Below are 13,472 nucleotides of genomic sequence, written 5' to 3'. Positions count from 1 at the left end.
TCCTGTCTCGCTTTAAAAATCCGCGTAAACCAGTCAAATCCGTGTTTTCGTCTCCTATTTTATAAGCTAAATTACAGCCTCAAATCCTTAACAACCCGCACCACTTCATTATCACCGGCGATAGTTTCGATACTGAAACCCAGCTTGGCAACCAGCGACAACATGGGCTTGTTAATAGCCAGCACCTCACCTTCAAAGAATGACAGGCCTTTGGCTTTGGCGGTTTGCAGCAAGGTTTTCATCAGTCGGGTGCCTATGCCCATGCACTGGCAATCGTCGGCAACGACCAGCGCAAATTCTACGGAATGACCGTCCGGGTTGACCATATAGCGGCCTACGCCCAATTCATTCGGCATGTTTTCATCTTCGGTTACCGCAACAAAAGCCATTTCACGGTCGTAATCTATTTGCGTGAAACGAACCACCATTTCCGGCGTTAATTCCTGTAAAGCCTGCATAAAACGGAAGTATTTGGTGCGCTCGGATAAGCGATGAACAAAATCCTTTTCCATGCCTGCGTCTTCAGGGCGAATAGGCCTGATCGTAATATTGGCGCCGTTCGATAATTGATGATGCTGGATTAATTGATGGGGATAAGGATGGATCGCCATATGCGAATAAGGCGTGAGCTGGTGCGATGTTTCCGCTTTAATACGGGCATCAACCGCCATGACGCCGTGCTCATCAACGATTAGCGGATTAATATCCAGCTCCAGAATCTCCGGCAGCTCGCTGACCATGGTCGATACATTAAGCAGCACATCCACCAGGGCTTGTTTATTGGCGATCGGTAATTGACGGAACGCCTCCAGATATCTGGCCGCCTTGGTTTTGGCAATCATTTGCTCAACCATATAGGCATTCAGGGGGGGCAGGGCGACGGCACTGTCTTTCAAAATCTCCACCATGGTGCCGCCCAAACCAACGCTGATCGCAGGGCCGAATACAGGATCCCTGACCACGCCTATCATCAATTCACGTCCGCTCTGAGAACGGAACATAGGTTCAACAGTCATGCCGACTTCGGTAATTTCCGGGTATTTTTGCTTAATCGCAGCTTCCATTTCCATGTAATGGTGCGAAATTTCCTGAACACTGTTGATGTTAAGCCGCACGCCGCCAATATCGGATTTATGGCTAAACTCGGCCATGTTGATTTTTAACACCACTGGAAAGCGCATCGTTTCTGCGGCAATCATCGCATCCTTGGCGCTGGAAACCTTGATAGTCTGATTGACCGGAATGTTGAAGGCGGCAAGAATGGCTTTGGATTCCTGTGCGGTTAAAACCTGGCGGCCTTCTGAAAGTACCCGTTCAACAATCAAGCGGGCACCGGCAACATCGGGTGTCGCCAGTTCGTCGGTAGGCGAGGGGATTTGTTTCAGCAGGATTTGATTCTGGGTATAGCTGGCCAGAAATGAAAACGCATCGACAGCGATTTCCGGCGTACTAAAGTGAGCCACTTTACTGTTGGCAAAAAGATTGCGCCCTTCCTGAACCCGTGCGCCGCCGGTCCATGAAGCCAATACCGGTTTTTTGCTGGCTTTCGCGCCTTCAATAATGCATTCGGCAACCTGGGTCGGATTGGTCATCGCCTGGGGTGTCAAAATGACCAGTATGCCGTCGATATTTTTATCTTTAATACAGATTTCCAGCGCTTTCTGATAACGCTCGGAGGTCGCATCGCCCAGAATGTCGACAGGATTGGCATGAGACCAGTGTACCGGCAAAACCTCGTCCAGCGCGGCGATGCTGGCAGGGCTCAGCTCCGCCATTTGCACGCCGACATCTTCAGCGCGGTCGGTGCTCATCACGCCGGGGCCGCCTGCGTTGGTGATAATCGCCAGACGATCCTTTTTGACCACATAATTGTTGGCCAAAACGCGGGCGGCGGAAAACAATTCATTGATGCTATAGACCCGAACTACACCCGCTCGGGCAATCGCGGCATCGAACACATTGTCGCCGCCGACCATCGCGCCGGTATGGGACATCGCCGCCTTGCAACCGGCTTCATGACGGCCGGATTTAATCAGGATCACTGGCTTTAGCCGCGCCGCCGCTTTAAGACCGCTCAAAAAACGACGCGCATCGCGGATGCCTTCAACGTACATCAAAATGCCGGTGGTTTTGCTGTCCGTCGCCAAATAATCCAGCACCTCGCCAAAATCGATGTCCGCCGCGCCGCCCATCGATACCACCGTTGAAAAACCGATGTCCTGGGATTTGGCCCAATCCAGAATCGCCGTACACACTGCGCCCGATTGAGACAGCAGCGCCAGATTACCGTCTTTAACCGTGCCGTCGCCGAAAGTCGCATTCAGCTGTCCGCTGGGACGAATAACGCCCAGACAGTTAGGGCCGATAATGCGGATGCTGTAACGATGGGCGATATCCAGAACTTCCTGTTGCAGCCGCTTGCCTTCCGTACCGAGTTCGCCGAAGCCCGCGCTGATAATGATCACGGAAGTGACGCCTTTCTCGCCGCACTGGCGCACAACGCTGGGAACGCTGGGCGCCGGGGTCGCTATCACCACCAGATCGAGATCCTCGGGAACGGCGTTGAGATCGGGGTAAGCCTTTAAGCCTAGTAAAGTTTCGCGTTTGTTATTGACCGGATAAAGCCCGCCTTTAAAGCCCGCCTCCTGCATGTTAAGCAGCAGCCGATAGCCCACGCTTTCTTCGCGTTCGGATGCGCCAACGATAGCAACGGATTTTGGGGTAAAAAAACGGTTCAGATAGTGAGGGCCCATTGATGCTCCAGAAATAACGGAAAGAAAATACGGTTTATAGCGAAAATTCTAGCATTGTTAGCCTGTTGACCCGATTAAATTTTAATGACGGAGCCATAAGCGGCGCCATAAATTGATACACTAGTCTCTTTGAATGGGCGGAAAGTATTTTGAAACGTTTGACGATACTGTTACTGATCAGCGCGCTTTTTAGTTTAATGTTTTATCAACCGGTATTTGCTCATGCCGGAGTAGATCACAACAATAGTTGTTTTCTGACTGTGGGCGATACTCGCTTGCGAATAAGCGGTTACCAATTTCAGCCCGAACTGGAAGGGAAACACTTCTGCCATTTTTTTCCTGAGCTTGGACAAATAGTGCTGGCGGTGGAACCATTGGAAGAGGGGCGGAACAAGACCTTGGTTACACTGGAATTGGCGGCATTGACTTCGTGGTTAAATCCCGCCGAGGCTTTTACCGTGATTAAACAGCAAGCTGAGCAGCCTATAGATACAGGTCTTGCTTCAATTTCGCAAACTATCCGGCAGCGCGGTATCTACAGGCTTAATGTGATGTTGAAAGAGGGTTCCGGTAATAGCCAGGAACAGCGCTTTGTATTTTTGGTGGGTATTCCGATGACTAAAATACTGGTGATGATTGCCGGCGGGTTATTGGTTTTGGTGCTTGGATTTGTTGGGGTAAACGGTTTAAAAAAGGAAAGTTAAAGATTGTTGGCGATAATAAGCGCGGAAAAATCGAATGGCTTTATCCGGCGGTCCAGCCAGACTTAACGTTCTGTGCTTGATTTGACCGATTTAAAGACCAGTTTCAGCTTAACGATAAAGATAGGGCTCTCGTCTCGCCCCGAGGGGCTTGCTGAGCCATCACCGTCAGGCTTGGTGAAATAATCAAACAGCAAAGCCCTGCTTCAGCAATGCATCAAGCTGCTCAGCCGATACCGGTTTGCTGAATAGATAACCTTGCATCTCATCACAACCCTGTTCGTGCAGGAACGCTTGCTGCCCTGCCGTTTCCACGCCTTCGGCAATGATTTTCAGGCCAAGACTCTTCGCCAGGTTGATAATGGCGCTGACGATGGCCTTGTCTTCCGGATCGGTACTGATGTCGCGGACAAAGGACTGGTCGATCTTGAGTTTGTACACCTTGAATTTCTTCAGATAGCTCAGCGAGGAATAACCGGTGCCGAAATCATCGATCGACATACGAATACCGCGCTCGTGCAGATTGTTCATCACGGCGATGGCGCCTTGCGGGTTGTGCATTGCCACGCCTTCGGTCAGCTCCAGCTCCAGATACTCGGGCGGCAAGCCCTCTTCGTCGAGTATGCGCGTGACCAGCTCCGGCAAATCGGGATGACGAAACTGCACCGCGGACAGGTTCACGGCCATAACCAGCGGGCCGAAACCCTCATCCATCCAGACTTTTGCCTGCCGCACGGCGCACCGTAATACCCATTCGCCGATCGGCAGGATCAGCCCGCTGCCTTCCGCGACAGGAATAAATTCTGCCGGAGACACCCCGCCCAATTCGGGATGCTGCCAGCGCAACAAGGCCTCCGCCCCGATAATGCGGTCCTCTCGCATGGAAACTTGCGGCTGGTAATAGACCTGTAATTGGTCGCGTTCCAGCGCATGACGTAGCGCATTCACCAATTGCAGATTGCGTGCCGAGCTTGCTTGCATTTCCTGGGTAAAAAAGCGATAGCATTGGCGGCCTTCCTGTTTGGCACGGTACATCGCGGTATCGGCGCTTTTGGAGAGTGCTTCCAGGTTCTCGCCATCTTCAGGATAGAGCGCAATGCCAACCGATGCGGTCAGAGCCAGGTCATAATGCTCAATCCGGTAAGACTCGGCAATGGTGTTCAGTAGCTTTTGCGCCACATGCGCCGCGCCAATGGCATCGACGCCGGGTAATAACAAAATGAATTCGTCCCCGCCCAAGCGCGTTACCGTATCTTCCTCGCGCAATGCCATGCGCAAACGCTTGGACAACTCAATCAACAAGACATCGCCGATGCTGTGGCCGAGCGAGTCATTGATATCTTTGAAGTGGTCGAGATCGAGGAACATCAAGGCCAAATGCCCGTTGCTGCGTTTCGCCAGGCTGAGGGCATAGTTAAGATGATCATTCAGTTGAGCGCGGTTCGGCAATCCGGTCAGCGGATCGAAATTTGCCAGATAATGAATATGTTCCTCGGCGCGTTTACGTTCGGTGATGTCAGAAAAATTGCCCACATAATGAGTGGTTTTATCATCGCCGTCCTTAACGGCAGTAATTGTCAGCCATTTTGGGTAGGTGTGCCCATCTTTATGTCGATCCAGAATTTCACCTTGCCAGTACCCCTCACTATCCAGGATTTTGTGTATTTCATGGTAGAAAAGACTATCGTGGCGGCCGGATTTAAGCATGGAGGGTCTGTTACCGATCGCTTCTTCCGTTGAGTAGCCGGTGATGTTTGTAAAGGCTTGATTGACGCGGACAATAATCTGGTTTGCATCGGTAACGATAATGCCTTCCTGAGTTTGAAATGCAGTAGCGAAAATACGTTGCTCCTGTTCTGCAAGTTTTTTCTTGGTAATGTCGCGTACGGCGCCTACGGTGCGAACGGCTCGACAGGCTTCTCCATCCGTTTTGAAGAATGTTTGCGACCGTGTTGTCAGCCACCGAATTTCGGCGCCTTGACGAAAAATCCTGTAGTCGATGTCGAGCAGGCCGTTCCCGGATGGAGTTTGAACATGCCGGATAGCTTCGATAACCCGCTTCTTGTCTTCCGGATGAATACTGGCGGAAAATGTCTGCGCAGTCACGAGTTCATCGGCCTTCCATCCAAAGTGGGTGCGTAGTTCAGGGGAACAATAGATTGAATCGTTGCAATAGTTTTGTTCGAAAATACCTGTTCCGGAGACACGCGTTGCTTGATGCAACCTGTCCTCGTTTAATCGAAGAATTTCACTGACCCGCTCTTTTTCTTCAAGATTATGCTTCCGCTCGATCTCCATACCGATGCGCTGGCCGATGATACGCAGAACCGCTTGGTCCTCACTGGTAAAGTCATGCGGTTTATCGTCCAGCAGGCAAGTAACCGCGACCACTTTGCCATGGTTATCCAGCGAAGGGAAACCGCAGTAAGCAACGGCGTTATGGTCTTGGAGAAAAGCCGCTTCGGGGAAAAGCTCTTTTACCCGATCATAGACTTGAATATCTTTCGATTGCTCAACTGTTGCGCAAGGGGTAATTGCAAGCAGGCATGAACCGGCATTGCTGTATATTTCTCCATCCATACACACGGCCAGAAAATTGAGCTGTTCCCCTTGTATTTCGGACAAGCAAACAATTTTGACTTCCAGCAATTCACCGATCATTTTGGCTGCATGCTGGAATATTTCCATGGGGTCACCCGATAACGTCAAGCTAAGTTCAAACAGCTTTTTAAGCCTGGATATTTGAGCATCTTTCATGGCGGCGTTGAATTCAAGTTGAACTGTATTTTGATCGGATAAATTAATTATATCGAATTGGTCATGCCGGTGCATTTTGAATCAAAGCGATGCTTGACAAGTTTGGATCTGATAAAAGGCATAGCGTTAAGCCTTATCCAGTAGCATCCATCCACTGCCGGGCTTTGCTGTAAAAATGAGGATATCCGGGTTAGGCCGCCGAAAAAGATCAGATTTGCGGTGTTTCTATCAGAACGGCTCCAGTATAAGAATAAAGGTAAGGTATAGTAAAAACCTATAGCTTCATAGAAAGTCATTATTATACAAACATTTATCTTTCAATATATGATTGCCGCACATTGAAATCCTGCACCGCCTATTTTTGCTTGTTCACCGGGGAATGCGAATTAAGTCTTATCCAGCAGCATCCATTGCTGGGCTTTGTTATAAAAATGATTGATATCTGTGATGAGTTCGCAGCCTGGCAATGTGGCACCTGGATGCCAGTATCGGGCGCCATCGCCACCTATCCAGACAGTCGAGGCCGCAGTTTCTTTTGCTGTGATGACGATTTGCAATTGTTCAATGGTTATCGGTTCCGGCGGTGTTTTCACCAAACCGATAACGATGATGTCGGGTTGTAAATGGTGGATCGCTTCGACAATATCCTTGCCGGGTAAATTCGCTCCCAGAAAAAAGCAGCGGTATTGCTGAACGGCCGCCAGCAAGCAGCTTAACAGAATGCCGCATTCATGGGGCTCGTTACTCGGGGTGGCGAACAGCATGGTCGGGCTGTTGGTTGACGCATTTTGCAGGTTGTTGACCATGCTCAGCACGATGCGGTTGACGCAACAAGTAAACATGTGTTCCTGGGCGATGCTTAATTTTTCTTCATGCCAAAGTTCACCTACTTTTTTCAGCGCGGGCAATAAAATGTCACGAGCGTATTCCAAGGGCTCGCTAGCTACCAGAGCGCGCTTCAACAACTGCTCGCAACGGTCGATACGATAGGCCATGAGCGCTTCAATAATCTGGTCCAGCAGCGGATGCGACGAATCTTTATGCGCGGCTTTTGATTGTTGTTGCAGGTCGCGCAACGCCTCGCAATTCAAGCCGGCGATTTTACTGATGGTGTGGCCGCTACGCGTCAGTTCGGCGAGTAGCATCAGTTTTTCCATATCCTGTTGCGAATACAGGCGGCGGCCATTGTCGCTACGCGCCGGGGTGATGCTTGCGTAACGGCGTTCCCAGGCCCGCAGGGTTTCGGCAGTCAGTCCGGTCAAAAGAGTAATGGCTTTAATTGAATACATTGTTTATGTTTTGTATAGAATAATTGTTGACAAATATTGTACATTTGGAGTAATTTTATTGCCAGGTTTAAAAAACATTAACGGATCAAGCCATGACAGAAGTCGTACTTAATGCTGCTCATCCAACCGCTTCGGTAAGCCAAGCAGAACCGCTTGCGCTTGCGATAGAGATGGAGCAGGCCAGACAGGATCTGCTGTTGCTGTTGTTGGCAGAAGATGAAGCGTCGACATTATTACTCAAGCAGTGCCTGTCCCATTTGGGCCGCGGACTGGATATTTCTGAAATCGTCAGCGACAAAACTGTCAATGCGATTATTGTACAAGGTGCCGATTTTGTACAGCCTAACCTTAGTCAAACTGTCCAGTATTTGCTGGAAAACTCCGATGCCAGATCTGCGTTACTCAGTCTGCGCTTTTTACCGAGTTTTTTAATTGAGGTATCCGGTTTGTTTATGGCCATGACTAAGCCTTGGCATGGTTTTAACGAATATCGGCTCAAGCTTGGTCGAGCGTCTCAAACCTTGCAGCGGCTTAGACAGCAAATGATCGCCAATAATATTCGCTTGGCGGCATTTGTCGCCCACAAACACAAAACCACGGTGCTGAGTTTTGATGATTTGCTGCAGGAGGGCGTAATCGGTTTGATCAAGGCAGTAGACCGTTTCGATCCTTATCGCGGTTATCAGTTTTCGACCTATGCGATTCCCTGGATCAAACAGGCTATCTCGAGGCTGATTGTTAAACAGGAAAAAATCGTGCGCCTGCCGGTGGCGTTGGCGGAAAGGGCTTGCGCGGTGTTTGAAGCGATGCGCAACGCTTATCTGCAAACCGAGCGCTGGCCCAGTATCGAACAATTGAAAGTGCTATGCGATTTAAGCGAAGGCGAAATCAAAACCATCAGAAGTTATTACCAGGCTACCCATTCCCTGGATGCGGCCGTAGATACCGAAGAAGATGAAGGCCAGGCGTTGATGGCGCGCATGAAACAACAGCAATTCGCGCTGCCGTTGGATGAATTGATTGATCACAATTTAGGCCAGTATCTCGATCAGGTTGTCGCGACGTTGCCGGAAAAAGAAGCGGCGATCCTTAATATGCGTTTCGGACTGAAAAATCACACGGAAATGACCTTACAGGCCATTGCCGATCAACTACAGGTAAGCCGGGAGAGAGTCAGGCAGATACAAAATGAAGCGTTAAAGAAACTTAAAAACCAGTTCGGTTACGACCTGATGCTGTTCCTTGAGCCCAACGACAGCTACTAAAACCAGATCGCGCCACAGCAACAGGAGGAGTGATTATGTCATCAGAAAAACACAATACCACCAAACAAACCCAGCAACCGGACTGGAAGTTTGAGTTTGAAAAACACTGGAAAGCCTTTTGCCGGAAATCGGCCGACTACTTTATCAGCTATAAAAATCAATTGTCAGTGTCGAAAATGGGCGGAATAGTTGGCGGCGGCTTGTTGCTGATTTGGCTGGCGAGCGGCGTTTACATTGTTGACGAAGGTAATCGCGGGGTGGTTTCCCGCTTTGGTGCCTACAGCGAAACGACCAAGCCGGGGCCGCATTGGCGTATGCCCGCGCCGATAGAAAAAGTCGCGATTATTAATGTCGAGCAGCAACGTTTTATTGAAGTCGGTTATCGGGATACCGGTCGAGGCAGCAAGGCGACCAGCATTGCGCAAGAGTCGTTGATGCTGACTACCGATGAAAACATCGTTAATGTGCATCTTGCCGTGCAATACCAGATAAATAATGCCAGGGATTACCTTTTTAACGTCAAGAACAACGAAGCAACGCTGAAGCAGCTCACCGAAAGCGTCGAGCGCGCGGTGATCGGCGCTAACAACATGGATTTTGTATTGACCGAAGGCCGTAGCGAGATTGTCGCCCAGATCAAACGCGACATTCAGGCCGCAATGGATGATTACAAGGCCGGAATCATTATTGCCAGCGTCAACCTGCAGGATGCCCAGCCGCCGGAAGAAGTGCAGGGCGCTTTTGAAGACGCGATCCGCGCACGGGAAGACAAACAGCGCCTGATCAATGAAGCCGAAGCTTACAGCAACGAGATTATCCCCAAAGCACGCGGCGCTGCGTCTCGCTTGCTACTGGAAGCGGAAGCCTACGAGGCGGAAAAAGTCGCTAAAGCCAAAGGCGAAACCGAGCGTTTCGAGCAATTGCTGGTCGAATATGAAAAAGCCCCGGCCATTACCCGTAAACGCTTGTATCTGGAAGCCAAGGAAAAGCTGTTCAGCAGTACCAATAAGGTGATTGTCGATGCCGGTCAAAGTGCGCCTCAGCTGTATATGCCTTTGCAAAATCCGGCATCGCATCCGGCGGCAGAGAGTAAATCGCCGCAAGCGGAAATTACTGGCGAGCCTGCCGCAATTGACAAAAATAACGGCCAAAAATCGGCCGGTAACGCCTTACGTCCCAGCCGGAGCAAACCATGAGCAGAACACAAATTTTGTTGCCCGCCAGTTTCAGCCTGTTAATACTGGCCTATCTATCGGTTTTTTATGTCAATGAACATGAAAAAGCCATTTTGTTTCGTCTTGGTGAAATGGTCGTTTCAGACTTTAAACCGGGACTCCATGTTAAGACCCCCATCATTAATAATGTCAGTACATTTGATGCGCGTGTGCTGACCTTGGACGCTAAGTCCGAGCGTTTTCTTACCTCCGAAAAGAAGAATGTAATTGTTGATTCGTTTGCCACGTGGCAAATCGGTGATGTGGGTCTTTTTTACACCACGGTCGGCGGCGATGAATATCAAGCCAATTTACGCCTCGACCAAATCATGAAGGACGCGATGCGTAGCGAGTTCGGCATTCGCACCATCAAACAGCTGATCTCCGAAGACCGTAGCGAGCTGCGCCGCACCTTACTGAACAAGTTATCGCCGGTGGCCGCCAAGTTCGGCATTGAACTGATCGATATTCGCATCAAGCGTATCGATTTGCCGCAGGAAGTCAGCAATTCGGTGTATCAGCGGATGCGCGCCGAACGGGAACGGGTGGCGCGGGAATTTCGTTCGCAAGGCGCGGAAACCGCCGAGCAAATCAGTGCCGAGGCCGACAAGCAAAAACAGGTGATGCTGGCTAATGCCCGCCGTGATGGCGAAAATATCCGCGGCCGCGGCGATGCCCAATCCGCTGATATTTATGCGAAAAGTTTTGGTAAAAACGCCGAGTTTTATGCTTTTTACCGCAGCTTGCAGGCTTATCAGACCGCCTTTGAAAAAACCCAGGATACGTTGGTACTGAAGCCGGACTCCGATTTTTTCAAATACTTTAGCCGTGAAAATTGACTGTTAAGCGGAGAGGCAAAAACATGAAAATATATATTTTTCGTATCGTCGCCATTTGCGTGATCGGCGTGGTGTTATTTGGCATTTTCAATCGCACCGCCCCGGATTATGAGGAAAACTACGCGGTGGCCTATTCAGACTTTATTGAGAGCATACGCAGTCGCAGTATCTCGGAAGTGGTGATCAGCGGCACTAATATAGAAGGCCGACGCAGTAATGGCGAGCGCTTTACCACTTACAATCCCAACGATCCGCGCCTGATAGACGAGTTGTTGGAGTATGGCGTGAAGATCAAGGTGGAAAAGTCGCAAGTGCCTTCGACTTTTACCCAAATCCTGATTTCCTGGGCGCCGATGCTGTTGCTGATCGGCTTGGCGGTTTACTTCATGCGTAAGCAAACGGGAGGGGCTGGGCAAATGGGCTTCGGCAAAAGCCGCGCCAAGTTGATGGCCGAAGATCAGGTCAAGGTGCGTTTTTCCGATGTTGCCGGGGTCGAAGAAGCCAAAGAGGATGTTGTGGAAATGGTCGATTTTCTTAAAGATCCCGGCAAATACGAAGTATTGGGCGGCAAGATACCGCGCGGCGTATTAATGGTAGGTCCGCCGGGCACTGGTAAAACACTGCTGGCGAGAGCCATTGCCGGTGAAGCCGGGGTGCCGTTCTTCTCCATCTCTGGTTCCGATTTCGTGGAAATGTTTGTCGGCGTCGGCGCATCAAGGGTGCGGGATATGTTTGTAGAAGCCAAAAAACGTGCGCCGTGCATTATCTTTATCGATGAAATCGATGCGGTAGGTCGGCATCGCGGCAATGGCAGTACGGGCGGCGGTAATGACGAGCGCGAGCAAACCCTGAACCAGTTGCTGGTTGAAATGGACGGTTTCAGCGGCAACGAGGGCATTATTGTCATCGCCGCAACCAACCGCGCCGATGTGCTCGACAAAGCCTTATTGAGACCGGGCCGCTTCGACCGCCAGGTACAGGTCGGCTTGCCCGACATCAAGGGCCGCGAACAAATACTCAAAGTGCATGCCAATAAAGTGCCGCTGGCCGATGACGTCAACATCAACGATTTGGCGCGCGGCACGCCGGGCTTTTCAGGCGCCGAGCTGGCTAATCTGATTAACGAAGGCGCGTTGTTCGCAGCCCGGCTTAATCAGCGCGAGGTGACCATGAACAACCTTGATAAGGCCCGCGACAAAATGATCATGGGCGCGGAAAAACGCACCATGGTGATGAGCAGGGACGACCTGTTGATGACCGCTTATCACGAGGCCGGTCATGCGATTGTCGGCCGGATCGTGCCCGACCACGACCCGGTTTATAAAGTCAGCATCATGCCGCGCGGCGGCGCATTGGGCATCACCATGTTTTTGCCGGAACGCGATCAATACAGTGCCAATAAAGATAAGCTGGAAGGCCAAATCTCCAGCCTGTTTGGCGGCAGGGTCGCGGAAGCGTTGATTTACGGCAAAAATAAAGTGACCACCGGCGCGTCCAACGACATTGAACGCGCGACACAATTGGCGCGCAACATGGTGACCAAATGGGGCTTGTCTGATCGTCTCGGCCCTATGGATTACGGCGATAGCGAAGGCAGCTATATGGGGCCGCAAGCCAAGCCGATGTCCGAGAAAATGGCGCAAGTCATCGACGAGGAAATCCGCCATGTCATCGATACCAACTATCAACGCGCCGAGCAAATCCTGAAAGATCATATCGAAATTCTGCACAACATGGCGCATGCCTTGCTGGATTGGGAGACGTTGGACAAATACCAGATTGATGCGTTGATGCAAGGACGAATGATTGACCCGCCCGAGCCGGTTGCAGACGCCGACCAATCCTCGGTTAGCGAGATTGCGCTGGATAAAGGCGACCGCAGTAAAACCCCGGAAGTATCGCAACTTCCGGCTTCTTGAATTAAACCTATTGAGTCGGCGGTTGACGCCCCGACTAACCTGTCCTCCTCTATATGCCCTTCAAACCTTGTCTTTATGAAGGGCATCTTTTTCTATGGAGATAATTATGATCGCCAAATTCTTAAATCATAAAGCGCTGCAATTGCTAAGCATGTTGTCGGCAGTCAATTTTAATGCCTCTATTATTTTTCTGCTGATTGTCAGCCTTATTTCCGCGGCCGGCAGTACCGTTATTTTTGACAATAACAGCGAGCTTTATGGGCCGTTGGCCGGTAACCTGCGCTTGATGCTGATTTATTTAACGTTAAGCCAATTTGCCGCGTACTGTTTTTGCAGTTACACCCAAAACTACCGTCCATTAGTGCCGGTAGGTCTGTTCTGGTTGCTGCTTATGGGGTCAATTGAATTTTACGGGATGGTTAACCAGATCCCCATAGATGAAGATTATGGCCGAGTTTTTCTGTATTTGGGATTGTCTAATCTGGTTTATGGCGGGATTATGATTTTAAACGGGTATCAGTGCCGGGATATTGATTGACGGATCATGGATGTCGTAAATTACTTCGAAATGTCATTATCCTCACACACGCTTATATAGGAGCGATGCAACTCGCCATCGCTCAGCTTTAATTCCGTCGTCAATCTCATAGCCGGCGTCATTGCCTGATTGCCTCTCCGACGACAATCCCTCCGTGTCCCTTAACCCATGTCAATGTTTTAGCCAAAGCCCGGTTA

9 protein-coding genes are annotated in these 13,472 nt (G+C 50.3%); 6 read left to right on the top strand and 3 right to left on the bottom strand.

Annotation, left to right across the window (positions count from 1 at the left end; all coding sequences use genetic code 11):
- Positions 1 to 71: 71 nt before the first annotated feature.
- Positions 72 to 2,753 (bottom strand): bifunctional acetyl coenzyme A synthetase (ADP forming), alpha domain/GNAT family N-acetyltransferase, encoded by a 2,682-nt coding sequence (locus tag Q8L79_RS18585; RefSeq protein ID WP_305274186.1) that lies wholly within the window; start codon positions 2,751 to 2,753, stop codon positions 72 to 74.
- A 149-nt stretch (positions 2,754 to 2,902) separates the two neighbouring features.
- On the opposite strand from Q8L79_RS18585, the gene Q8L79_RS18580 reads away from it, so the two are divergent.
- A complete protein-coding gene (locus tag Q8L79_RS18580; RefSeq protein WP_305274185.1) occupies positions 2,903 to 3,457 on the top strand; it encodes a hypothetical protein in 555 nt (184 codons plus the stop codon).
- 183 nt (positions 3,458 to 3,640) lie between these two features.
- On the opposite strand, the gene Q8L79_RS18575 is transcribed toward Q8L79_RS18580, so the two are convergent.
- Both Q8L79_RS18575 and Q8L79_RS18570 read right to left on the bottom strand, forming a co-directional pair.
- Positions 3,641 to 6,286, bottom strand: a complete 2,646-nt coding sequence (locus tag Q8L79_RS18575) for an EAL domain-containing protein (protein ID WP_305274184.1) — start codon at positions 6,284 to 6,286, stop codon at positions 3,641 to 3,643.
- A gap of 311 nt (positions 6,287 to 6,597) precedes the next feature.
- The gene (locus Q8L79_RS18570; protein WP_305274183.1) at positions 6,598 to 7,500 is read right to left on the bottom strand and encodes a B12-binding domain-containing protein; all 903 of its coding nucleotides are present in this window, start codon (positions 7,498 to 7,500) and stop codon (positions 6,598 to 6,600) included.
- A 92-nt stretch (positions 7,501 to 7,592) separates the two neighbouring features.
- Here Q8L79_RS18570 and Q8L79_RS18565 point away from each other — a divergent pair, with 92 nt between their 5' ends.
- The 5 genes from Q8L79_RS18565 to Q8L79_RS18545 all read left to right on the top strand — a co-directional run bounded on the left by Q8L79_RS18565 (position 7,593) and on the right by Q8L79_RS18545 (position 13,275).
- Positions 7,593 to 8,765: an RNA polymerase sigma factor RpoD/SigA gene (locus tag Q8L79_RS18565; protein ID WP_305274182.1), complete on the top strand. Its 1,173-nt coding sequence runs from the start codon at positions 7,593 to 7,595 to the stop codon at positions 8,763 to 8,765.
- A 35-nt stretch (positions 8,766 to 8,800) separates the two neighbouring features.
- Positions 8,801 to 9,961, top strand: a complete 1,161-nt coding sequence (gene hflK / locus Q8L79_RS18560) for an FtsH protease activity modulator HflK (RefSeq protein ID WP_305274181.1) — start codon at positions 8,801 to 8,803, stop codon at positions 9,959 to 9,961.
- Positions 9,958 to 10,818, top strand: a complete 861-nt coding sequence (hflC, locus tag Q8L79_RS18555) for a protease modulator HflC (protein WP_305274180.1) — start codon at positions 9,958 to 9,960, stop codon at positions 10,816 to 10,818. Before hflK ends, hflC begins: the two co-directional genes overlap by 4 nt.
- 23 nt (positions 10,819 to 10,841) lie before the next feature.
- Complete coding sequence (gene ftsH, locus Q8L79_RS18550; protein WP_305274179.1) at positions 10,842 to 12,737, top strand: ATP-dependent zinc metalloprotease FtsH; 1,896 nt, start codon at positions 10,842 to 10,844, stop codon at positions 12,735 to 12,737.
- A 106-nt stretch (positions 12,738 to 12,843) separates the two neighbouring features.
- Positions 12,844 to 13,275 (top strand): hypothetical protein, encoded by a 432-nt coding sequence (locus Q8L79_RS18545; protein WP_305274178.1) that lies wholly within the window; start codon positions 12,844 to 12,846, stop codon positions 13,273 to 13,275.
- The last annotated feature ends 197 nt before the right edge of the window (positions 13,276 to 13,472 follow it).

The sequence above is a fragment of the Methylobacter sp. genome (assembly GCF_030680395.1).
Classification (GTDB): domain Bacteria; phylum Pseudomonadota; class Gammaproteobacteria; order Methylococcales; family Methylomonadaceae; genus Methylobacter_A.
Note: the sequence above shows the minus strand (reverse complement) of the source record. Positions and strands in the feature narration are given on the sequence as shown.